Below are 21,648 nucleotides of genomic sequence, written 5' to 3'. Positions count from 1 at the left end.
GTGGATGTATTGCATATGAAAACCCTGAAAAACTGGACCGTAGACAAGCAGTCGGCAAACCATCTGGAACTGCTGGTCGATAACCAGCACCGCCTGTGCCTGTATGTGCTGGAAGAGAACCTGTTCCGCGTGCTGATTAAGCGCAAAGGCGAGCTGGCGCTGGACCGCACCTGGAGCATCGCGCCGGAAAAAGACGTGCCCTGGGAAGGCCGCCGTCGTGACGACATAAGCGGTTTTTCCTGCCCGGCCTGGACCCTGACGCAGCAGGATGAGACGCTCACCGTGGCAACCGAACGGCTGCGCGTGACCGTCCACCAGCCGCTGTGGCTGGAGTGGCACTACCGCAATGAGGCGGGCGAGTGGCAGCCGCTGGTCAACGACCGTCCAACCAGTGCCTACCTGCTGAACGCCCACGGCGACGGCGTGGCGCACTATCTCAGCCGTCGTAATGACGAGCGTTTCTACGGCCTGGGCGAGAAAGCGGGCGATCTGCAGCGCAACGGTAAACGCTACGAGATGCGCAACCTCGACGCGATGGGGTACAACGCGGCCAGCACCGACCCGCTCTACAAGCACATCCCGTTCACCATCGCCCGCCGCGACGACGTCAGCTATGGCCTGTTCTACGACAACCTGAGCAGCTGCTGGCTGGATCTGGGCAACGAAATCGACAACTACCACACCGCCTACCGTCGCTGGCAGGCGGAAGCGGGCGATATCGATTACTACATTTTTACCGGCAAGGGCGTGCTGGACGTCACCAAAGCCTTCGTGCGCCTGACCGGGAAAACGCTGTTCGGACCGAAGTGGAGCCTGGGCTACAGCGGCTCGACCATGCACTACACCGATGCGCCGGACGCGCAGAACCAGCTGATGAACTTCATCCGCCTGTGCGAAGAGCACGCCATTCCGTGCGACTCGTTCCAGCTCTCCTCCGGCTATACCTCCATCAACGGCAAGCGCTACGTCTTCAACTGGAACTATGACAAGGTGCCGCAGCCGAAGGTGATGAGCCAGGCATTCCACGACGCGGGGCTCAAGCTTGCGGCCAATATCAAGCCGTGCCTGCTGCAGGACCATCCGCGCTATAACGAAGTGGCGGAAAGCGGCCTGTTCATTCGCGATTCAGAAACCGATGCGCCTGAACGTTCCAGCTTCTGGGATGACGAAGGCTCGCACCTCGATTTTACCAACCCGCAGACGGTGCAGTGGTGGCAGAACGGCGTCACCACGCAGCTGCTGGAGATGGGCATCGACTCCACCTGGAACGACAACAACGAATACGAAGTGTGGGACGGGGAAGCGCGCTGCTTTGGCTTCGGCAAGGAGATCGCCATCAAGCACATTCGCCCGGTGATGCCGCTGCTGATGATGCGCGCCTCGCTGGAAGCGCAGCAGCGTTTCGCGCCGGAAAAGCGCCCGTACCTGATCTCCCGCTCCGGCTGCGCCGGGATGCAGCGCTACGTCCAGACCTGGAGCGGAGATAACCGCACCAGCTGGGAGACCCTGCGCTATAACATCCGCATGGGGCTGGGCATGAGCCTGTCCGGCCTGTTCAACGTCGGTCACGACGTCGGCGGTTTCTCCGGCGACAAGCCGGACGCCGAGCTGTTCGTGCGCTGGGTGCAGAACGGCGTGATGCACCCGCGCTTTACCATTCACTCGTGGAACGATGACCACACCGTGAACGAGCCGTGGATGTACCCGGGCGTCACGCCAGCCATTCGCGGCGCGGTTGAGCTGCGCTACCGTCTGCTGCCGTACCTCTATACCCTGCTCTGGCAGGCGCATGCCGACGACGAGCCGATGCTGCGCCCGACCTTCCTCGACCACGAGCACGATGTGCAGACGTTTGAAGAGTGCGATGACTTCCTGCTGGGCCGCGATCTGCTGGTGGCCAGCGTCGTCGAAGCCGGGCAGCGCGAGCGCCGCGTCTGGCTGCCGGATAACGCCACCGGCTGGTATGATTTTTACACCCACGCGTGGTATGCGGGCGGCCAGTCGATCGTCCTCGACGCGCCGCTGGAAAAACTGCCGCTGCTGGTGCGCGCCGGTGCCGGTCTGCCGCTAAGTGAACGCATTACTCACGTTTCCGCTGAAAAAGACGACACCCGCGAGCTGAAGCTGTTCCCGGTGAAGGGCGTCGGGACAACCTCGGGCATGCTGTTTGAAGACGACGGCGAAAGCTGGGGCTACCAGAACGGCAATGCGCTGTGGGTGGAGTGGGAAATGGTGTGCGATGGCGCAACCATCAACCTGAAGGTCAACGCGCGCGGGGATTATCGTCCAGCGTGGAAATCGCTGAAGGTGTCGCTGCCTGTAGGGGAAAAACGTACGCTGCTGGTGAACGGGGTTGAAGGGGGTGAGTGGGTGCTTTGAGCATTGCCGGGTGGCGGCTTCGCCTTACCCGGCCTACAAACTGACTCGTAGGCCCGGTAAGCGTAGCGCCACCGGGCTTTTTTTAGCCGTCGATACCTTTACTGCGCAGGTAATCTTCGTAGTTACCGGTGAAGTCCACTACGCGCTCTGGCGTAATTTCGATCACGCGGGTCGCCAGCGAGCTGACGAACTCACGGTCGTGAGAGACGAAGATCAGGGTGCCCTGATACATCTCCAGCGCCATGTTCAGGGATTCGATAGACTCCATGTCCAGGTGGTTAGTCGGTTCGTCCATCACCAGGATATTCGGTTTTTCCATCATCAGCTTGCCGAACAGCATGCGGCCCTTCTCACCACCGGAGAGCACTTTAGCCGGCTTTTTGATATCGTCCTGGCTGAACAGCAGACGACCCAGGATGCTGCGCACCGCCTGCTCGTCGTCGCCTTCCTGCTTCCACTGGCTCATCCAGTCGAAGACGGTCAGATCGTTTTCGAACTCGTATTCATGATCCTGCGCGTAGTAGCCAATCTGCGCGTTTTCAGACCACTTCACGGTGCCGTTGTCCGGCTGCAGTTCGCCGACCAGGGTTTTCAGCATGGTGGATTTACCCACGCCGTTGGCACCCAGAATGGCAATCTTCTCGCCCACTTCCAGCAGCAGGTTGAATTTTTTAAACAGCGGGCCGTTCTCAAAGCCTTTTGCCAGGGCTTCCACTTCCAGCGCGTTACGGAACAGTTTCTTGTCCTGCTCGAAGCGGATGAACGGGTTCTGACGGCTGGAGGCTTTGACTTCGTCCAGCTTGATTTTGTCGATCTGACGCGCACGCGAGGTCGCCTGACGCGACTTAGAGGCGTTAGCGCTAAAGCGGCTGACGAAGGACTGCAGGTCAGCAATCTGCGCTTTCTTCTTGGCGTTATCCGCCAGCAGACGTTCACGGGCCTGGGTGGCCGCCGTCATGTATTCGTCGTAGTTGCCCGGGTACACGCGCAGCTCGCCGTAGTCCAGATCCGCCATGTGCGTACAGACCATGTTCAGGAAGTGACGGTCGTGCGAGATGATGATCATGGTGCTGTCGCGATCGTTCAGCGTCTGCTCCAGCCAGCGGATGGTGTCGATGTCCAGGTTGTTCGTCGGTTCGTCGAGCAGCAGGATGTCCGGGTTAGAGAACAGCGCCTGTGCCAGCAGCACGCGCAGCTTCCAGCCTGGCGCAACTTCGCTCATCGGACCGTAATGCTGTTCAACCGGAATGCCTACGCCCAGCAGCAGCTCGCCCGCGCGCGCTTCCGCAGAGTAGCCGTCCATCTCGCCGTACTGCGTTTCCAGCTCGGCCACTTTATAGCCGTCTTCTTCGCTCATTTCGGCCAGCGCGTAGATGCGATCGCGCTCCTGCTTCACTTCCCACAGTTCCCCATGCCCCATGATCACGGTGTCGAGCACGGTGAACTCTTCGAAGGCGAACTGATCCTGACGCAGCTTACCGATACGCTCGTTAGGGTCGAGCGATACGTTGCCGAGCGTCGGCTCCAGGTCACCGCCGAGGATCTTCATAAAGGTGGATTTTCCGCTACCGTTGGCACCAATCAGGCCGTAACGGTTGCCGCCGCCAAATTTGACGGAAATGTTTTCGAACAGCGGCTTACTGCCAAACTGCATAGTGACGTTGCTGGTAACTAACACGGGGAGATTCCTGCGAAAAGTGTGATAAACACGGCATTATGCCACAATTCCGAATTGAGATCCCGTGTTGCGGCAATCCACTAAACTTTAACAAAATCGAAAAAAATGTGATTTCGTACACATCTGAATTCCCTGTGAGCGGGAATGCACATATAATGCGCTCCCATCACAGATTCAGACTTATCAACTCATCGCCAGAATGGCTTAGATACCTCGCACAACATGAACATGAAATTAACAACGCTTTTTGCGGCGGCGTTAGCCGTAGTAGGTTTTTGCAAGACCGCTTCTGCGGTGACGTATCCCCTGCCAACAGACGGTAGCCGTCTGGTGGGCCAGAACCAGGTTGTGACGGTACCAGAAGGTAACTCTCAGCCACTGGAGTATTTCGCTGCGCAGTACCAACTGGGCCTGTCTAACATGCTGGAAGCGAACCCGGGCGTTGACCCGTATCTGCCGAAAGCGGGCACCGTGCTGAATATTCCTCAGCAGCTGATCCTGCCGGATACCGTTCATGAAGGTATCGTGATTAACAGCGCCGAAATGCGTCTGTATTACTACCCGAAAGGCACCAACACCGTTATCGTGCTGCCAATCGGTATCGGCCAGCTGGGTAAAGACACCCCAATGAACTGGACCACCAAAGTTGAGCGTAAGAAAGCGGGCCCAACCTGGACGCCGACTGCCAAAATGCACGCGGAATACATCGCTGCGGGCGAACCGCTGCCAGCCGTTGTGCCGGCAGGCCCGGATAACCCAATGGGTCTGTACGCGCTGTACATTGGCCGCCTGTACGCTATCCACGGCACCAACGCCAACTTCGGTATCGGCCTGCGCGTAAGCCACGGCTGCGTGCGCCTGCGTAACGACGACATCAAATTCCTGTTCGAAAACGTGCCGGTCGGTACGCGCGTGCAGTTCATCAACGAACCGGTGAAAGCGACCTCTGAGCCAGACGGCAGCCGCTACATCGAAGTGCACAACCCGCTGTCCACCAGCGAAGACCAGATCAACAATAACGAAATCGTCCCTGTTACGCTGAACAGCGCGGTGCAGGCGGTGACCTCTCAGCCAGACGTAGAAACGGCGATTGTTGACCAGGCCGTGCAGAACCGCTCCGGTATGCCGGTGCGTTTGAACTGATAGAGAAGCATTAAAAAAGCGGGCCTCGTTGCCCGCTTTTTTTTACCCGTTATTCACGATCACGATCCCGCCGTGGTCGTACCGATAGTGGCAGTGGGCATACTCCAGCGGCGTACCGTCCTCCAGATAAATCACCTGCTCCACTTCCAGTACGGGATCGGTCTGCTCGCAGACCAGATGCTCCCTGTCCAGCGCGTTGGGCTTAAGCGCCCGCACCACCCGATATGACCCCATAATTTTCAGCCCCAGCGTCTCCTGCACGTACTGGAACACCGAACCTTCAAGATGGTTTTTCGTCAGGCCCGGCACCAGATTCATCGGCATCACCGTGGAGTCCAGCGACATCGGTTCGCCGTTCAGCAAACGGAGTCGAATGAAGTCGTAGATCGGCGCATCGGCGTTAATCATCAGCGACGCCTGCTCTTTCTCGTTCGGAAAACGCAGCTCGAAATGCACCACCCGGCTGGTCACCGTGCCCAGATGCTCCCAGGTTTTGGTCGCGCCGAAGTAGTCGCTGCCGGAAAGATCCCACTGCGAGAGCTGGAGGAAATTTTTACGGATGAACGTGCCCTGCCCCTGGCGGGTATAGACCAGACCTTCGACGATCAACTGGCGCATTGCCTGCTGAATGGTCATCCGGCTGGAGCTGAACTCCGCCGCCAGCGCAAACTGGTCCGGCAGGGGTTCGTTGGCGGCGTACTGCTGGCTGATAATGCGTTTCTTAATTTCCCGCGCTATGGTGATGTACTTCGCCGCCATCGTCCTTCCTTTCAGTTAGTTTTCTATCCCGCTGTTTTTCAACGCCACTCTCTCGGCAATTTTGAGGAAAGGCAGGTAGAAGAATACACCAAATACAATGATTGCCAACTGCACCACCACCGCGCGCCAGTCCCCCGCCGTCGCCAGCCAGGCGCTGAGAATGGGCGGCGTTGTCCAGGGGATCATCACCACGCAGCGCGACATTAACCCCAGCGTGGTACAGAGCCAGGCGAAGTAAATGCCGATGGCGGGCAGCAGCACAAACGGGATCATCAGCGGCAGGTTAAACACGATCGGCAGGCCGAAGATCACCGGCTCGTTGATGTTGAACAAACCGGGCGCCAGCGACAGACGCGCCACCTGCTTCGCCGATTTTTGACGAGAGAAGATAAAGATGGCGATCAGCAGCGATATTGTGCTGCCCGTGCCGCCCACCATGCCAAACGTTGGCACGAAGATGTTGTTGATGATATGCGGAATTGGCTGGCCGTTGGCGAAGGCCAGCATGTTCTCGTTGGTGTTGATCAGCAGGAACGGCTCCAGCACCACGCTGTTAACGACAGACTGATGAATACCGAGCGTGAACAGGAAGTTACCGAAGCTGTAGATGAAAATCGTCCCCGGTAGGCTCGTGTTAATCAGCCGCAGCGGCTGCTGGATAAAGGTTGTAATAAGATGGATCAGGTCCGTGTGCAGCACGTTTGCCAGCACGGCCGCCAGCACCGCGAACAGGGAGAGCGTGAGGATGGTCGGGATCAGTGCGGTAAAGGATTTGCTCACCGCCGGAGGCACGTTTTCCCCGAGGGAAATGTGCAGCGCCTTCAGGCGCGAAATAGCGATAAACAGTTCCGTTGAGAGCAGCCCGATCAGCACCCCGGCGAAAATCCCGGTTGAGCCAATGTTGGCGAACGTCAGCACCTGGGTGACGTTCACCGCGGCGTCGCTGCCGACGGGCGTAAGCTGCAGGCGCATCGGCATCATGATGATGAAGCTGCTGACGGCGATAACCACTGCCGAGACCGGATTGTCGAAATCTTTGTTGCGCGCCAGCGACCAGGCAATCATCGGCGCCAGCAGCAGCGCGGCGATGTTCAGCGTGCCGTTGATAATCGCCTCGCCCCACACTTTGAAGTGTGCCAGCGTATCGCCGTGAAAAATCCACGGAAACACCACGTTGTTCACCAGCACCGCCAGACCGGCGAGGATGAAAATGGGCATCACCGTGGCGAAGGCGTCGCGCAGGGAGCGCAGGTGCACCTGGTTTGCCAGGCGCGCCGAGAACTCAACAAATTTATCGACAAAAGACTGCATGTACGGTGTTATTTTTGTTTCAGACATAGCGGAGTGTTCCCATCAATCAGTCACAAAAACGGCCCGGCAGCGTACGGCTTACATCTCGCGTCCGTTGGTATGGATAACCTGTTTTAACCACGCATAGCTCTTCTTCGGCACGCGCTTCAGGTCTTTCAGGTCGTGGTTTTCACGGTTGACATAGACCACGCCGTAGCGCTTACGCATGTCGCCCTGGGAGCTGAGAATGTCGATTAACCCCCAGCCGAGGTAGCCGATCACCTCCGCTCCGTCCTCGAACATCGCCTCCTTCATGGCCTCGATATGCGCCCGGTGGTAGTCGATGCGGTAGGTGTCCTCAATGGGGTTCACACCGTCCCAGGACTCAATCACCCCAATGCCGTTTTCGATCGGGAAGACCGGCATCCGCCAGTCGTTGGCGTAGCGGGTGATGATGGTGCGAAAGCCCAGCGGATCGATCTGCCAGTTCCACTCGGTGGCCTTCAGGTACGGGTTGTTTTTCTCGCCGTGCAGCAGGTAATAGTTCACCGGCGTGCCTTCCGGGATCGCATCACTGTCCAGCGTTTTGCTGGCGTAGTAGCTGAAGGCCATATAATCGTTTCTGGTGCGCGCCAGCAGCGCTAAATCCTCGGCGCGATAGATATCACCAAAGCCCTCCTGCTCCACCACCGCCATCACCGCCGGGCTGTAGCCCTGCCCTGCGAAGACGCGCAGCAGGTTCTGGTTGAGGAACTCGTCGTACTGCTGGGCGCAGAAGATATCGCGCGGTTTGCAGGTGGCCGGGTAGATCAGCTGGTGCGCCAGCATGCCGCCCATCAGCTGGCCCGGTTTGGTCTGGTGCAGATACTCGGTCAGCGCCATGTGCGCTACCATGGTGTGATGCTGCAGCTCGTACAGCTCGCGCAGGGTTTTCTCGCCTTTCATATAGCCCGAAATACGGAACGCCTCCGGCATGTGGAAGATGTTTTGCTCGTTGAAGGTCAGCCAGTACTTCACGCGGTCGCCATAGCAGTCGATCATCTTTTTACCGTAGCGGATAAAGGCGTCCATCACGCGGCGGTCGTTGAAGCCGTTGTACTCCTGCGCCAGCGCCAGCGGCATATCGAAGTGGTAAAGACAAACCATCGGCTCGATGCCGCGGGCGATGAGATCGTCGATAAAACGGTCGTAAAACGCGATGCCCTCGTCGTTAAAATCGCCGTCGCCCTGCGGGCAGACGCGGCTCCATGAGATCTGGAAGCGGTAGCAGTTCATGCCCAGATCCTGCATCAGGTCGAAATCTTCCCGGTAGCGGTGGTAGGAGTCGGTCGCGACTTTCCAGTCGGAGATGTTCTCCCCGGCTTCGCGAATGTCGTACACCGACATGCCTTTCCCGCCCTCGTTCCAGGCCCCTTCCGTCTGCATGCTGGACACCGAGTTGCCCCATAAAAAATTGGCTGGCAGTGATTTGTTCATGGTCTCTCCCTATATGACTAGTCATTTAAAATTTCATGACTAGTCATATAGGCGAAGATTAAATTTGGATCAAAGAGGAGGATCGTTTTTTGTGAGCAATGCGGGAAAAAACCGACAAGCGACAGTGTCGTTTGATTTAGCACCGTCTAATTCCGGGTGTTAATCCTAATTATTTTTTAATGTGACCATTTGCATGCTAATCATGTTTTCTCCTCTGCAAACCGGGCGTATAGTCCGGCGCACCAGGCACACTTTTCATACGGATATGAAATGCTCCACTCTGTCAGTATTAATGGACTTGAGCTTGCCCTTGACGGGGATGAAACCACCACCGGCGCCAGCTGTATCAGCTCCCTTCGCACCCATCAGGATACCGGAAGAGGCATGGTTCGCGTGGGCGATACAACGACGGTTTGTCCGGTCTGTAAATGCCCGGGCATCGTTGTCACCGGCACATCAGATTTCATTGTTGATGGTGCCAGGGCTGCCGTTCATGGCTCTGAAGTGAAATGTGGCTGCCCGGCAGGACAAAACCGCGTTATCGTCTCTTCTTCCGCTGCCCTTTCGACAACGCCGGCCACCTTACAGAGCGCCGGACGCCCGTCACCTCGCACACAAACACAGGAACCCACCGCGGCGTCTTCTCCGCTGCCATCCTTCCCGGCTCCGGCGGCACCCGGGGCCGTGCCGCAAGAGGTGACGCTGACGATCGGCCTGTTTTTTGACGGTACGGGGAATAACGCCGTTAACACGGAGAACATGATTAAAGCCTGTACGGCCAGACACTACGACTACACCAGCGCGGAAGCCGAGGTCATTATGGCCCGGTGCGCGCGGGAGGCGTTCGGGGTATCCGGCACTGGCGCAGGCAGCTACATCGGGTATTACACCAACGTGCACTGGCTGCATACCCTCTATCAGACGGACCTGCTGCCCGACAGTACAGCGGTTCAGGCGTCACTGTATATCGATGGTATCGGCACCGAAGCGGGTAAACCCGACAGCCTGATTGGCCAGTCGATGGGGATTGCGGATACGGGCGTGATTGCCAAAACGGATAAAGCGGTAGCGGGTCTGGCCCAGACAATTAGCCAATCCATTGAAAGTATTAAAACAGAACTAAACGCTGAGAAATTAACATTGACGTCCCTGACGTTCGATATTTTCGGGTTCAGCCGTGGTGCCGCTGCGGCACGTCATTTCGCCAACCGCGTCCTGGCTCAGGACAGCGCGATTATTGCCGCCATTCGCCAGGGGCTGAACGGCGTTATCTTTCAGGGGCTGCCAGCCGGAAAGACCCGATTTATTGGCCTGTTTGACACCGTTGCGGCCATCGGCAGCCCGGTGAACGGCATGAATCCACACTCAGCCAGTACCGGCGAGGTGAAAATCACGCTGCCTCCCGGCATCGCGGAGAAGGTCTTCCATATCACGGCGGGAAATGAGTGCCGGTTTAACTTTGCCCTGAACAGCGTCCGGCCCGTATGGCCCGAACTGGTTCTCCCTGGCGCGCATTCCGACACTGGCGGCGGCTATCTGCCCCTGGTGCGGGAAAACCTGTTCCTGACCCGCCCTGCCACGGAAACGGTCCCCCTCAGCCTGCCGGGAAGCCAGACGCGAAGCTATACGCAGCTGATACAACAACTCCCGCAGCTGGATACGTTTCCCTGTCTCGCCCCCGTTCTGCGGACCAGCCGCATTATGGCCGAAACCTGGTATGACGACCGGCTTCCTCCGGATCGCTACGGGCAGTTTCAGAAACGAAGTTTTTCGGCGCTGACGCTGCGAAACCGGCTAATTCGCAACGACTGGGCAAAGGTGGTACTGCGGGTGATGATCGAGGCGGCGAAAGAGGCTGGGGTGAATTTCAAAGCTATTACAAATAATGACGAGGAACTGAATTTTCCTTCTGAACTTTCAGCTACGTGCGACAAAGCTCTGCTGATGGGAAAAGCGGTACGTGATGGCAACGTGCCGCCTGCTTTTACTCCGGAGGAAATGAATTTTCTGGCTCGCTCATATATCCACTGCTCTGCTAACTGGAACCCCGTCGTGAGAAATACCCGCGGTGAGATTCAGGGCGGTGCCACACTGGCTGAACTGCTCAGCTTCGTTAATCGCCCCGATGAAGACTGGCGGCGTACGCGCTACAACATAGAAGGAGAGTCATTTTGAAACAATGCTGCTTGTGGCTGTTTTTAATCCTGGCCACCCTGACGGGCTGCCATACAGGTGAGCCAGCCCCCCCCGAAGAGACCGGCGGAATGCCTTACGGGAAATGGGACTTCGCTTTCTTCACCCCGAAAGCGCTGTATGCCGACGTCACGCAGGCGCTGGTTATTGATGAGAAGGGGGTGGTGTATACCTTCCGGACGCTGGACTCCGTGCAGGACAGCGCTATTACTGTGGGGGCATGGAATAACGAGGTGCGGCGGCATGCCCAGTTTAACAAGGCGCGTCACCCGCCCGTGATGATGCTGTTCTGCTGGGATTCGGTCATCGACAAGAAGACCTATGAGACCCGGATAGTTTTTCCGGCCTCGCTCAGGACCAGAATGCTGGCTCCTACAGGCCAGGACTCATACGGCACCACGTGGTATGACACGCTGCTGATAGGCCTGGCCCCGGAAGGCAGGGTGCGTGTCTGGCTGCAGAACAGCGGGATTGGCGAGAACCTGCCGGTAGAGCCGCAGCGGCTCACCACGCTGTCCGGCGAAAAACTGGATGCCTGTAAATATGTTCCACCTCGCATTAATTTCAGTTATGCCGTGCCTGACGGATATGATCGGGAGACAAAGGAGTTTATCAAAGACAAAACCTACCCGTACGGACAGTGGTAAGGAAAACCAATGAAAAGGAGATTCACCACAGTACTGGCCTGCCTCTTCCTGCTGTCCGGCTGCCATACAGGTGAGCCAGCAACCCCCGAAGAGACCGGCGGAATGCCTTACGGGAAATGGGATTTTGCTTTTTTCACTCCCAAAGCGCTGTATGCCGAGGTCACCCAGGCGCTGGTTATTGATGAAAAGGGGGTGGTGTATACCTTCCGGACGCTGGACTCCGTGCAGGACAGTGGCGTTACCGTGGGAACATGGAGTAACCGGGTGCGACGGAACGCCCAGTTTAATCAGGCGCGTCACCCGCCCGTGATGATGCTGTTCTGCTGGGATTCGGTCATCGACAAAAAAACCTATGAGACCCGGATAGTTTTTCCGGCGTCGCTCAGGACCAGAATGCTGATCCCGACCGGCAAGACTACAGCCGGCGCTACCGCCTGGTATAACACGCTGCTGATTGGCCTGGCTCCGGAAGGCAGGGTGCGTGTCTGGCTGCAGAACAGCCGTGGCGGGAATGATAACCTGCCGGTAGAGCCACAGCGGCTCACCACGCTGTCCGGCGAAAAACTGGATGCCTGTAAATATGTTCCACCCCGCATTAATTTCAGTTATGCCGTGCCTGACGGATATGATCGGGAGACAAAGGAGCTTATCAAAGACAAAACCTACCCGTACGGGCAGTGGTAAGGAAAACCAATGAAAAGGAGATTCACCGCAGTACTGGCCTGCCACTTCCTGCTGTCCGGCTGCCATACAGATAAGCCAGCCCCACAGAAGAGACGCCCCTGGCCATCAGGACCAGGGACGGTAAAATCGCAAAACTCGCTATCCAGTAAATCGCTATGCACTCCCAGGGCAAGGAAGGTTACTGTTGTGCAAGCTGATTACGACGATACTCCCCCTGCCGCTCCAGCATCCAGCCCGGATATTCGCGCGGCAGCGCGCTCACCGCATCAAGCTGCTTAAGCTCGTCTTCGCTTAAGCGGATCCCGGTCGCGGCGATATTGTCGTCCAGCTGATCGACGCGTTTCGCACCAATAATCACGCTGGTCACGGCCTTTTGATGCAGCAGCCACGCCAGCGCGATTTGCGCGACGGAGACACCCTTGCTTTCGGCGATAGTGCGCATTACGTCCACGCAGTCGAAGGCGCGATCTTTATTCACCGGCGGGAAGTCGAACTCCAGGCGGCGACCACCGGCTTCACTCTGCCCGTCGCGGCCATATTTTCCGCTCAGCAGGCCGCCCGCCAGCGGGCTCCAGACCATCAGCCCGACGCCTTCGCTCTGCATCATCGGCACCAGCTCGCGCTCCAGATCGCGCCCGGCAATGGTGTAATACGCCTGCAACGACGCGAAACGCGCCAGCCCAAGACGTTCAGAAATACCGAGCGCTTTGGCAATCTGCCACGCCGCCCAGTTCGAGACGCCGATGTAGCGCACGTGGCCGTGCTGCACCAGGTTATCCAGCGCGTAGAGCGTCTCTTCAATCGGCGTTGCGGGGTCGAAGCCGTGAAGCTGGTAGAGATCGATATGATCGAGCTGCAGGCGGCGCAGGCTCTCCTTCACGCTGCTGACGATGTGATAGCGCGAGCTGCCGCGAGAGTTCACCCCTGCCGTTCCCGTTTCGCCGAACACTTTCGTGGCGACTACCACGTTCTCGCGCGGGATTTTCAGGTTTTTCAGCGCCTGACCGGTGATCTCCTCCGAGCGCCCTTCAGAGTAAACGTCCGCGGTGTCGATAAAGTTGATCCCGGCATCCAACGCGCGGCCCACCAGCTGCTCGGCTTCACTTTGCTGGAGCTGGCCAATCTTGCCCCACATGCCGCCCTCACCGCCGAAGGTCATGGTGCCGAGGCACAGTTCAGAAACAAACAGACCGGTGTTGCCCAGTTTTTGATAACGCATAAGTTATTCCTCGCATGTCGATTGGGTACCCGATAGTTATACCCGCCCCTCAGCCATCGCGAATGTGGTGTTCCTGTCCGTTTCTTGCCCAATCCTCTGAATTTATCCGCGCGGGGCGTCGCCAAAGACGCTGTAGTCCGGTAACTGCACCTGCTGATACGGCTCCCAGCCGCCGCCGAGCGCCTTGTAGAGCGCCACCAGATCGAGCGCGCTCTGCACCTGCGCCTGTGCGCGCTGCTGCTGGGCCTGCGCCAGCTGACGCTGAGCGTCCAGCACGTCGATAAAGCTGGCAATCCCCTGCCGGTAGCTGTCGCTTGCCAGGTCAAAGGCGTTTTGCAGGGCGTCGATCGTTTTTGCGAGACCCGCTTCACGCTGCTGGTCGGTGCGATAGCTCACCAGCGCGTTTTCCACATCCCCGAGCGCGGTCAGTACCGTCTGGCGATAGTCCAGCACCGCTGCGCCCTGCTGCGCACGCGCCACCTTCACGCTGGAAACCAGCCGTCCGCCCTGGAAGATGGGAATGGAGACCTGCGGACCGAAGCTGTAGAAGTGGCTGCTCCAGTCGGTCAGCCAGTTGGTTTCGCTGTTGCGCAGGCCAAACTGCCCGGAGAGCGTAAAGCTCGGGAACAGCTCCGCCACCGAGACGCCGATTTGCGCCGTCGCGGCGTGGAGGTTCGCCTCCGCTTCGCGCACGTCCGGACGGCGGCGCGCCAGCGTGGACGGAATGCCCGTTTGCACAATATCCGGCAGAGCAGGCATCGGCTGCACGCTTTGCAATTCCGCATCCAGCGCCCCCGGCGGCTTGCCGAGCAGGATCGCCAGACCGTTCATCGCCTGCCGCTCCTGCGCCTGATATTGCGGAAGCTGTGCTTCAAGGTTGCCTAACTGCGCCCGGGCGTTTTCCACGTCCATCTGCGGCGACAGCCCGCCCCGCTGGCGGCTTTCGGTCAGATCCAGCGTCTGCTGCGCGCTTTTAATCTGGGTGTTCAGCGTGGCGATAATGCTCTGCGCCCCGCGCAGCTGTAGCCACGCGCGCGCCACTTCGGCTTCCAGCGACACCAGCGCGTCGTTACGCTGCTCGATAGCCGCTTTCTGCTGCGCTTCGGCGGCTTCCACCTGACGACGCACCTTGCCCCACAGGTCGATTTCCCACTGGGCGTCGAAGCTGCCCTGGTAGAGGTTAACCGGCTGCGTCAGCGGCCCCAGCGCGCCTTTCAGATTGGGATCGATGCTATCCACCTGGTCGTACACGCCGTGGGATTTCAGCTCCCCCTCCAGCCCAAGCTGCTGGCGCGTCGCCTGCAGATTGCCGTTCACCGACGGATAAAACGCCCCGCCCGCCTGATTAATCTGTTCACGCGCCCCGGCGATGCGCAGCACCGTCTGCTGCAGCGTCAGGTTTCCGGCGATGGCGCGTTCAACCAGGCTGTCGAGCTGCGGTGAGCCGAAGGTTTTCCACCAGCGCGGGTTGGTCGCGGCGGAGGTGGTTTGCGACTTCACCGCGCTGTCGCCCTTATCGTTCCAGTGCGTGACGGCGGGCGGTGCGGGCTGCTGGTAGTCCGGCCCGACGGCGCAGCCCGCCAGCAGCATCATTATCATCAGAGGGTGTAAACGTCTGTGTATCATCAATGTGCTCCTGCACTCCCCTCGCTCTTAACCGGCGAGAGCAACAAACAAAACGGAATCAGTAACAAGGCCACCGCGCTCAGGATGGTGAAGACGTCGATGTAGGCCAGGATGCGCGACTGCTCAATCATCGTCTGGTACATGCGTCCGGTGGCGATGCCGGTGGGATCGCCCACCTGGGTGGTGAAGTTCTGGATCGCCTGCGCGCCTTCGCGTATCGCCAGCTGGAACTGCTCGTTAAACGGCGAGGCGTGGTACGCCAGATGGGCGCTGTGCGCCTGCGCGCGTTCGGTGATGGCCGCCGTCGAGAGCGATATCCCAACCGAACCCGCAACGTTGCGGAACATGGTAAACAGCGCTGCCGCATCGGCGTTGAGCCGTCTCGGAATCGAAATAAAAGCAATGGTAGTCAGCGGCACAAACAGGAACCCCAGCCCTATCGACTGGGCGCTGCGGAACAGGACCAGCGTTTCGAAGTCGATATCCGGCGTGAGCGTGCGCGACCAGAAGAACGACACCGCCAGACAGGTAAAGCCAAAGGCAATAATCCAGCGCGTCTGCACCACCGGCATCAGCTTCAGCACCAGCGGAATGGTTAACACAATCAGCACCGCCCCGGGCGACAGCACCAGCCCGGACCAGGTGGCGGTATAGCCCAGGTCCTGCTGCGCCAGTTGCGGGATCACAACCGAGCTGCCGTAGAGGATCATCGCCATCCCCGCCATCAGCAGGCTGGAGACGGTAAAATTTCGATCCTTCATGCAGTGCAGATCCACCACCGGCTTTTTGGCATACATCAGCCAGTAAATCGCACCAATGATGCCGATCAGCGTTAATACCGCGAAAGTGCGGGTAAAGTTAGAGTTAAACCAGTCTTCGTCTTCTCCCCTGTCGAGCATCACCTGCAGACAGCCCAGTCCCAGCGCGATCAGGCCGATCCCCGTCCAGTCGATACTCAGCTTCTCTTTTGATTTGCTCTCCCACGGCGGATCTTCCAGCAGCTGGTAAATCGCCAGCACCGTCACAATCCCCACCGGAATGTTGATAAAGAACACCCAGCGCCACGAGTAGTTGTCGGTGATCCAGCCCCCCAGCGTCGGGCCGAGGACCGGCGCAACGATAATCGCAATGGAGGAGAGACCAAACGCTTTGCCCCTGTCTTCGGGTTTGAAGTAGTCGAGCAGCACCGACTGCTGCGTGGGCTGCAGCCCGCCGCCAAAGAAGCCCTGCATCACGCGGAACAGGATGATCTGCCACAGCTCTGTGGCGATGCCGCACAGGAACGAGCAGACGGTGAACATGACGATGCAGATCAGGAAGAACTGCTTGCGCCCGAAAACCCGGCTCAGAAACGCCGAGATGGGCAGCACGATACCGTTTGCCACCAGATAGCTGGTTAACACCCAGGTGGATTCGTCATAGCTGGACGAGAGCGAGCCTGCCACGTGGGGCAGCGCCACGTTGACGATAGTGGTGTCCAGAATTTCCATAAACACCGCCAGGGTGACGACAATCGCCACCGCCCACGGATTACTGGCGGGTTTCCAGCTGTCGTGGCTGTGATCCGTCATTCCACCGTCACCTTCGGTGCCACCGACAGCCCCAGCGGCAGCGGTTTGTTAGGATCGAGGCCCTTATCAATCACGATTTTGACCGGCACGCGCTGCACAATTTTGACGAAGTTACCGGTGGCATTTTCTGCCGGGAAGGCGGAGAAGCGTGAGCCGCTGCCCTGCTGGATACTGTCTACGTGGCCCTCAAGCTCCATATCCGGCCAGGCGTCGACGGACACGGTGACCTTATCGCCCGGCTTCATGCGCTCAAGCTGCGACTCTTTAAAGTTCGCGACCACCCACACGTTCGGGGAAACCAGCGAGAACAGCGCCGTTCCCGCCTGCACCAGCGTGCCGGGCTGCACGTTGCGTTTGGTGACAACGCCGTCGAACGGGGCGCGGACTTCGGTGTAAGAGAGGTTAAGATTGGCGGTTTCCAGCTGCGCTTTAGCCTGATCGACCTGACGCTCGCGCGCTTCAACGTTAGTTTCCTGCTGGCGAATCTGCAGCTGCACCTGCTCCGCCACTTCCAGCTGTGCCTGGGCGCTGGCCAGTCCGGCCTGTGCACTGCGCAGCTGAGCGTTCGCGGAATCAATGCTTTGCTGGGTGGTCGCACGCGGGTCAACGCCGCGCTGACGGCGGTACTCCGCCTGCGCGTTTGCCATATCGGCCTGCGCTTTCAGCACCTGCGCTTTGGCTTCGTCACGCTGGGCGGGATATTGCACCTTCGAGAGCGCCAGCTGTGCCTGCGCCTGATGCAGCTGAGCAAGCGCCAGCCCAAGCTGGGCCTGAGCCTGATCGCGCTGTGCGGTGGTATCACGCGGATCGATAACCACCAGCAGATCGCCCTTTTTCACGCGCTGGTTATCGCGCACGCGCAGCTCGGTGACGTAGCCCGCCGTTTTGGGGGCAATCGTCACCACGTCGCCGTCGGTAAAGGCGTCGTCGGTCGTCTCTTCGTTACGGGTTAAAAACCACCACACCAGCGCCACGACGACCATTACCACCACGACAATGCCGAGGATAATTAACGGTTTCTTGCCCGGGCGCTTACGCTCATTATTGTTTTTTTCCTGCTCGTCAGCAGGCGGGTTTTGATCTTCAGCCATAGTTCAGCAACGGTCCTGTCAGTGAGCGGCATCACACTATGCCGTTCACTAAAGCTAGGACGTTGCTATACGTTTGCCAGGAAAAACTGACAAATTGCGCACTATATGAGAAGGAATATTCCGAAACCGATCGCCGCGGCCCAAACCAGCATCGGAATCGACCAGACGTGGAAACGCCACCAGATACGACGGTCGTTGGCCATACGCAGGGCAATCAGGTTTGCCAGCGAACCGGGCAGCAGCCCAAACCCGCCGATGTTCACCGCCCAGGCCAGGAGCGTATCGGGCGGAACATAGTTGAGCAGCAGAATGGTGGACGGCACGTTGCTGATAAACTGCGACAGGCCAATCGCCGTCAGCCACAGCCCCGGCTGAGACAGCGTGCTGACGCTGTGCAGAACATTTTGCAGCACCGGAAGCTGGATAAGGAGATGCACATCAATAAACATCGCCATAAAGACCAGCAGCAGCGTCCAGTCCACGCTCACCAGCACGCGACGCGCCAGGACAACAAAACCCGCGGCAACGAGCAGGACGCCCGCCAGCTCATACTTCAGCTCCAGCGCGAACAGAAAGACGATGTATAACCCGAGACAGCTCCACACCAGACGAGGCTGCCACTGCGGACCCGTTGTGCCGCTGTGGTACTGCAGCTTTTTATCCGGAAATGCAAACCAGCACACCGCCATCAGCGACAGCATCATCACCAGCGCCAGAGGGGCCATCTGCCAGGTAAAGGCGGCGAACGACAGACCGGACCGTCCCCAGAGAAGGATATTTTGCGGGTTGCCGATTGGCGTCAGAAGTGAGCCTGCATTGACGGCCAGCGCTTCAAAGATGATCAAGCGGCTGACGGGGATCTCGCACAGCTTACGCAGCGTAAGCGTGAGAGGCACGATGATAAACAGCGCCACATCGTTGGTCAGAAACGTCGACAGCACCGCGGCGGAGAACACCATAAACAGGGACAGCCTGCGTTCGGTGGCAAAGCGGCGCACCATTTTACGTCCCAGGACGTCAAAATAGCCGCTCAGCTCAACCCCTTTGGTGAGCATCATCAGGCCGCTCAGGGTAATGATGGTGCGCCAGTCAATCGCGGCGGGCCAGGCGTGTGGGGCAAACGGCACAAAGAGGCTTAACGCTGCGCCAATAATTAATAAGAGATGGAAGAAACGATCGCGTGCCAGGGCCTGCAGTCCAGGGATTTTCATTCAGCGGAGGGACCATATTTAAGGGTAAATTCGCGAAACTTCACCAGCGTCTCTTCGCTAACGTGGTGTTCCATTCCTTCCGCATCCCGGCGGGCGATCTCCGGGCTAACGCCCAGCACCAGTAAAAAATTCTCGACAAGCTGATGGCGCTCGCGGCTCTCCTGCGCGAGCTTCTCCCCTTCCGGCGTCAGAAAAACACCGCGCCAGGGGATCATTTCAATTAAGCCCACGGAGGCCAGGCGTTTTAACATTTTAGCGACAGTTGGCTGTGAAACCCCCAGCCTGGCGGCCATATCGACCTGGCGCGCTTCACCAACCTCACGGATCAGATCGGAAATGAGTTCAACATAATCATCAATCAGTTCACGCCGGTGCGCTTCGCGGACCTGGCGAAAACCTTCGACATGTTCTTCAACATTCACCAGTTGCGTCGTTTTCCTCATTGTCGGATGACCTGCGCGACGGTTCATTGTACTTCCTCAGTGGGGTGACGCTTCCAGCGCCCGGTTTGGAGAGCGCACATTGTAAACCATAGCTCCGCAAGCACAAAAAATTAACGAAATAGCCATAGCTATACAATATAGCCTGTGCTATATCTGTATGTAATGCAGTCACCCTTCACGGATCGAAGGGATCAAAACTCAGGAGGTCTTATGAACGAATTCAAGAGGTGCATGACCGTGTTTACCCACTCTCCCTTTAAAGTGCGCTTAATGCTGTTGAACATGCTGTGCGATATGTTTAACAACAAACCGCATCAGGACGACAAACCTTCCCACTAAGCGGCGTTGCGGTACGCCGCTTCATTTTCCCGTCACAATCTCATTGTAAACTGGCTTCCAGCCGCCTTATTCCCGATCTTTTTTACGGATTTGCAGTCCCCTTCGCAAAACATCTGCTTAGCAACTGTTGATATTATTTAGCGCTCGCACTATCTTCTTGCAGCCCTGCACAATTTGCGGCTCGCTGAAGCGGACCCTCATTCCCTCTCCACGCACTGTCAGGCAGGTTATGACCCTTGACGCCAGGGTGAGCACATGGCGTTTTCATCCATGATAGTGACCTATGAATGTAACCCTGATAGATACCGTTGTGACCCGCAGCCGGGCCTTAAGCCCGTGGACGGGTTTTTACTTTTTGCAGTCATTACTGATTAACTTTGCGCTGGGTTATCCCTTTAGCCTGCTCTACGCGGTGGCGTTCACCTGCGTTCTGCATGTGCTGTGGCGAGCCGCACCGCGCGTGCAAAAGGCGTTAATCGGGATCTGTTCGCTGGTTGCTGCACTCTATTTCCCGTTTGGCCAGGCTTACGGCGCGCCAAACTTTAATACCCTGCTGGCGCTGCACTCGACCAATATGGAAGAGTCGACGGAGATCTTGACGATCTTCCCGTGGTACAGCTACGTGGTCGGGATCTTTATCTTCGCGTTGGGCGTTATCGCCATCCGCCGTCAGTCGGGCGAGAAAAAATCCTGGGGTAAGATCGAAATACTCTGTCTGGTTTTCAGCATTGCCGTGGCGTTTGTCGCCCCCATCCAGAATATTCCCTGGGACGGTAAGCTAAGGCTCATCAATATCGGCTATCCGGTTTTCCGCTTCGTGAAAGACGTCGTTGTCAATAATAAAGAGGTTCTCGACGAACAGGCGCGCATGGCTGAGCTTTCCAATATGAAAGACACCTGGAACGTGCTGGCCGTTAAGCCGAAATATCACACCTATGTGGTGGTGATTGGCGAAAGTGCACGTCGCGATGCAATGGGAGCCTTCGGCGGACACTGGGATAACACACCGTTTGCCAGTTCGGTCAAAGGCACGCTGTTTACCGATTACGTCGCGGCCAGCGGCTCGACGCAGAAATCGCTCGGCCTGACGCTTAACCGGGTCGTCGACGGCAAACCTCAGTACCAGGATAATTTTGTCACCCTGGCAAACCGCGCGGGTTATCAGACCTGGTGGTTCTCCAATCAGGGGCAAATTGGCGAATACGATACGGCCATCGCCAGTATCGCCAAGCGTGCCGACGAAGTGCAGTTCCTGAAGAACGGCGACTTTGAAGCCGACAAAAACACCAAAGACGAAGCGCTGTTGAAAATGACGGCCCAGGTCTTCGCCACCCCGCGCATCCAGCCTCAGCTGATCGTCCTGCACCTGATGGGGTCGCACCCGCAGGCCTGCGATCGGACCGGCGGGAAGTACGCGGAGTTCGTGCAGTCCAAAGAGACCTCTTGCTATCTCTACACCATGACGCAAACCGACAACCTGCTGAGCAAGCTGTACGATCAGCTACGCAATACGGGCGACAGCTTCTCCATGGTCTATTTCTCGGATCACGGGCTGGCGTTTAAAGAGCGTGGTAAAGAGGTGCAGTACCTGGCGCACGATGACAAGTTCCAACAGAACTTCCAGGTGCCGTTTATGGTGCTGTCGAGTGATGATAAAACGCATCGCGTTATTAAAGCGCGTCGTTCGGCAAATGATTTCCTGCAGTTCTTCTCGCAGTGGACGGGGATTAAGGCCGAGCAGATAAAAACGGCTTACCCGTTTGTCTCTAACAAGAAAGCTCCCCCAGTGTACGTTACCAACTTCAAGTTACAGAAAGTTGACTACAACCATCTGGGTACGGATATTTTTGATATTAAGAGTAAGTAGTTTCTGCCGTCTCGTGCGGTCTGACCCTGGCC

At 57.9% G+C, this 21,648-nt stretch carries 17 protein-coding genes; 7 read left to right on the top strand and 10 right to left on the bottom strand.

The window, feature by feature from the left end:
- Nucleotides 1-15: 15 nt before the first annotated feature.
- Complete coding sequence (locus GVO84_RS06820; protein ID WP_159513710.1) at nucleotides 16-2,379, top strand: glycoside hydrolase family 31 protein; 2,364 nt, start codon at nucleotides 16-18, stop codon at nucleotides 2,377-2,379.
- A gap of 82 nt (nucleotides 2,380-2,461) precedes the next feature.
- On the opposite strand, the gene GVO84_RS06815 is transcribed toward GVO84_RS06820, so the two are convergent.
- The gene (locus tag GVO84_RS06815) at nucleotides 2,462-4,057 is read right to left on the bottom strand and encodes an ABC-F family ATPase (RefSeq protein WP_032661296.1); all 1,596 of its coding nucleotides are present in this window, start codon (nucleotides 4,055-4,057) and stop codon (nucleotides 2,462-2,464) included.
- Nucleotides 4,058-4,279: 222 nt separating this feature from the next.
- Between GVO84_RS06815 and ldtB the strand changes: the two genes are divergently transcribed.
- On the top strand, nucleotides 4,280-5,200 hold the full coding sequence (gene ldtB / locus GVO84_RS06810; RefSeq protein ID WP_029740604.1) for a L,D-transpeptidase: 921 nt from the start codon (nucleotides 4,280-4,282) through the stop codon (nucleotides 5,198-5,200).
- 42 nt (nucleotides 5,201-5,242) lie between these two features.
- Here the strand turns inward: ldtB and GVO84_RS06805 are convergent, their stop codons facing one another.
- Genes GVO84_RS06805 through GVO84_RS06795 form a run of 3 tightly spaced genes read right to left on the bottom strand, consistent with a single transcriptional unit; the run spans nucleotide 5,243 to nucleotide 8,725 of the window.
- A complete protein-coding gene (locus GVO84_RS06805; protein ID WP_063143085.1) occupies nucleotides 5,243-5,959 on the bottom strand; it encodes a GntR family transcriptional regulator in 717 nt (238 codons plus the stop codon).
- A gap of 15 nt (nucleotides 5,960-5,974) precedes the next feature.
- Nucleotides 5,975-7,297, bottom strand: coding sequence for a PTS sugar transporter subunit IIC (locus GVO84_RS06800; RefSeq protein WP_121425669.1), 1,323 nt, complete (start codon nucleotides 7,295-7,297; stop codon nucleotides 5,975-5,977).
- Nucleotides 7,298-7,348: 51 nt separating this feature from the next.
- Nucleotides 7,349-8,725 carry a glycoside hydrolase family 1 protein gene (locus tag GVO84_RS06795; protein ID WP_121425668.1) on the bottom strand — a complete coding sequence of 459 codons (1,377 nt, stop codon included), beginning with the start codon at nucleotides 8,723-8,725 and terminating at the stop codon, nucleotides 7,349-7,351.
- Nucleotides 8,726-8,995: 270 nt separating this feature from the next.
- On the opposite strand from GVO84_RS06795, the gene GVO84_RS06790 reads away from it, so the two are divergent.
- From GVO84_RS06790 to GVO84_RS06780, 3 genes are read left to right on the top strand one after another with little or no spacing between them, the layout of a single operon-like run.
- Complete coding sequence (locus GVO84_RS06790) at nucleotides 8,996-10,900, top strand: PAAR domain-containing protein (RefSeq protein ID WP_159513709.1); 1,905 nt, start codon at nucleotides 8,996-8,998, stop codon at nucleotides 10,898-10,900.
- Complete coding sequence (locus tag GVO84_RS06785) at nucleotides 10,894-11,565, top strand: DUF2931 family protein (protein WP_370686475.1); 672 nt, start codon at nucleotides 10,894-10,896, stop codon at nucleotides 11,563-11,565. Before GVO84_RS06790 ends, GVO84_RS06785 begins: the two co-directional genes overlap by 7 nt.
- Before the next feature lie 9 nt (nucleotides 11,566-11,574).
- Nucleotides 11,575-12,249: a DUF2931 family protein gene (locus GVO84_RS06780; RefSeq protein WP_159513707.1), complete on the top strand. Its 675-nt coding sequence runs from the start codon at nucleotides 11,575-11,577 to the stop codon at nucleotides 12,247-12,249.
- A 178-nt stretch (nucleotides 12,250-12,427) separates the two neighbouring features.
- On the opposite strand, the gene GVO84_RS06775 is transcribed toward GVO84_RS06780, so the two are convergent.
- The 6 genes from GVO84_RS06775 to mntR all read right to left on the bottom strand — a co-directional run bounded on the left by GVO84_RS06775 (nucleotide 12,428) and on the right by mntR (nucleotide 19,437).
- Nucleotides 12,428-13,468: an aldo/keto reductase gene (locus tag GVO84_RS06775; RefSeq protein ID WP_121425381.1), complete on the bottom strand. Its 1,041-nt coding sequence runs from the start codon at nucleotides 13,466-13,468 to the stop codon at nucleotides 12,428-12,430.
- Between the two features lie 102 nt (nucleotides 13,469-13,570).
- Nucleotides 13,571-15,094, bottom strand: coding sequence for an efflux transporter outer membrane subunit (locus tag GVO84_RS06770; protein ID WP_159513706.1), 1,524 nt, complete (start codon nucleotides 15,092-15,094; stop codon nucleotides 13,571-13,573).
- Complete coding sequence (locus GVO84_RS06765; protein ID WP_121425383.1) at nucleotides 15,094-16,665, bottom strand: DHA2 family efflux MFS transporter permease subunit; 1,572 nt, start codon at nucleotides 16,663-16,665, stop codon at nucleotides 15,094-15,096. The genes GVO84_RS06770 and GVO84_RS06765 overlap by 1 nt, the downstream gene beginning before the upstream one ends.
- Entirely contained in the window at nucleotides 16,662-17,756 is a 1,095-nt protein-coding gene (locus GVO84_RS06760) for an HlyD family secretion protein (protein WP_159513705.1), read from the bottom strand. The genes GVO84_RS06765 and GVO84_RS06760 overlap by 4 nt, the downstream gene beginning before the upstream one ends.
- 101 nt (nucleotides 17,757-17,857) lie before the next feature.
- Nucleotides 17,858-18,967 (bottom strand): anion transporter, encoded by a 1,110-nt coding sequence (locus GVO84_RS06755; protein WP_033145002.1) that lies wholly within the window; start codon nucleotides 18,965-18,967, stop codon nucleotides 17,858-17,860.
- Nucleotides 18,964-19,437: a manganese-binding transcriptional regulator MntR gene (mntR, locus tag GVO84_RS06750; protein ID WP_023310887.1), complete on the bottom strand. Its 474-nt coding sequence runs from the start codon at nucleotides 19,435-19,437 to the stop codon at nucleotides 18,964-18,966. Before mntR ends, GVO84_RS06755 begins: the two co-directional genes overlap by 4 nt.
- 183 nt (nucleotides 19,438-19,620) lie before the next feature.
- On the opposite strand from mntR, the gene mntS reads away from it, so the two are divergent.
- Both mntS and GVO84_RS06740 read left to right on the top strand, forming a co-directional pair.
- The gene (mntS, locus tag GVO84_RS06745) at nucleotides 19,621-19,749 is read left to right on the top strand and encodes a manganase accumulation protein MntS (RefSeq protein WP_014831181.1); all 129 of its coding nucleotides are present in this window, start codon (nucleotides 19,621-19,623) and stop codon (nucleotides 19,747-19,749) included.
- 283 nt (nucleotides 19,750-20,032) lie between these two features.
- Nucleotides 20,033-21,616 (top strand): phosphoethanolamine transferase, encoded by a 1,584-nt coding sequence (locus tag GVO84_RS06740; protein WP_159513704.1) that lies wholly within the window; start codon nucleotides 20,033-20,035, stop codon nucleotides 21,614-21,616.
- Nucleotides 21,617-21,648: the final 32 nt, after the last annotated feature.

The sequence above is a fragment of the Enterobacter sp. SM3 genome (genome assembly GCF_009811935.2).
GTDB classification, from domain to species: domain Bacteria; phylum Pseudomonadota; class Gammaproteobacteria; order Enterobacterales; family Enterobacteriaceae; genus Enterobacter; species Enterobacter asburiae_D.
This window is presented reverse-complemented; position numbering and strand designations above follow the sequence as displayed.

What these genes read in the sequence shown, in the direction of transcription:
- GVO84_RS06760 (WP_159513705.1), bottom strand. Translation starts at nt 17,756, where the DNA reads ATGGCTGAAGATCAAAACCCGCCTGCTGACGAGCAGGAAAAAAACAAT.
- GVO84_RS06790 (WP_159513709.1), top strand. Translation starts at nt 8,996, where the DNA reads ATGCTCCACTCTGTCAGTATTAATGGACTTGAGCTTGCCCTTGACGGG.
- GVO84_RS06780 (WP_159513707.1), top strand. Translation starts at nt 11,575, where the DNA reads ATGAAAAGGAGATTCACCACAGTACTGGCCTGCCTCTTCCTGCTGTCC.
- GVO84_RS06740 (WP_159513704.1), top strand. Translation starts at nt 20,033, where the DNA reads ATGAATGTAACCCTGATAGATACCGTTGTGACCCGCAGCCGGGCCTTA.
- GVO84_RS06770 (WP_159513706.1), bottom strand. Translation starts at nt 15,094, where the DNA reads ATGATACACAGACGTTTACACCCTCTGATGATAATGATGCTGCTGGCG.
- GVO84_RS06805 (WP_063143085.1), bottom strand. Translation starts at nt 5,959, where the DNA reads ATGGCGGCGAAGTACATCACCATAGCGCGGGAAATTAAGAAACGCATT.
- GVO84_RS06820 (WP_159513710.1), top strand. Translation starts at nt 16, where the DNA reads ATGAAAACCCTGAAAAACTGGACCGTAGACAAGCAGTCGGCAAACCAT.
- GVO84_RS06800 (WP_121425669.1), bottom strand. Translation starts at nt 7,297, where the DNA reads ATGTCTGAAACAAAAATAACACCGTACATGCAGTCTTTTGTCGATAAA.
- ldtB (WP_029740604.1), top strand. Translation starts at nt 4,280, where the DNA reads ATGAACATGAAATTAACAACGCTTTTTGCGGCGGCGTTAGCCGTAGTA.
- GVO84_RS06795 (WP_121425668.1), bottom strand. Translation starts at nt 8,725, where the DNA reads ATGAACAAATCACTGCCAGCCAATTTTTTATGGGGCAACTCGGTGTCC.
- mntR (WP_023310887.1), bottom strand. Translation starts at nt 19,437, where the DNA reads ATGAACCGTCGCGCAGGTCATCCGACAATGAGGAAAACGACGCAACTG.
- mntS (WP_014831181.1), top strand. Translation starts at nt 19,621, where the DNA reads ATGAACGAATTCAAGAGGTGCATGACCGTGTTTACCCACTCTCCCTTT.
- GVO84_RS06775 (WP_121425381.1), bottom strand. Translation starts at nt 13,468, where the DNA reads ATGCGTTATCAAAAACTGGGCAACACCGGTCTGTTTGTTTCTGAACTG.
- GVO84_RS06765 (WP_121425383.1), bottom strand. Translation starts at nt 16,665, where the DNA reads ATGACGGATCACAGCCACGACAGCTGGAAACCCGCCAGTAATCCGTGG.
- GVO84_RS06755 (WP_033145002.1), bottom strand. Translation starts at nt 18,967, where the DNA reads ATGAAAATCCCTGGACTGCAGGCCCTGGCACGCGATCGTTTCTTCCAT.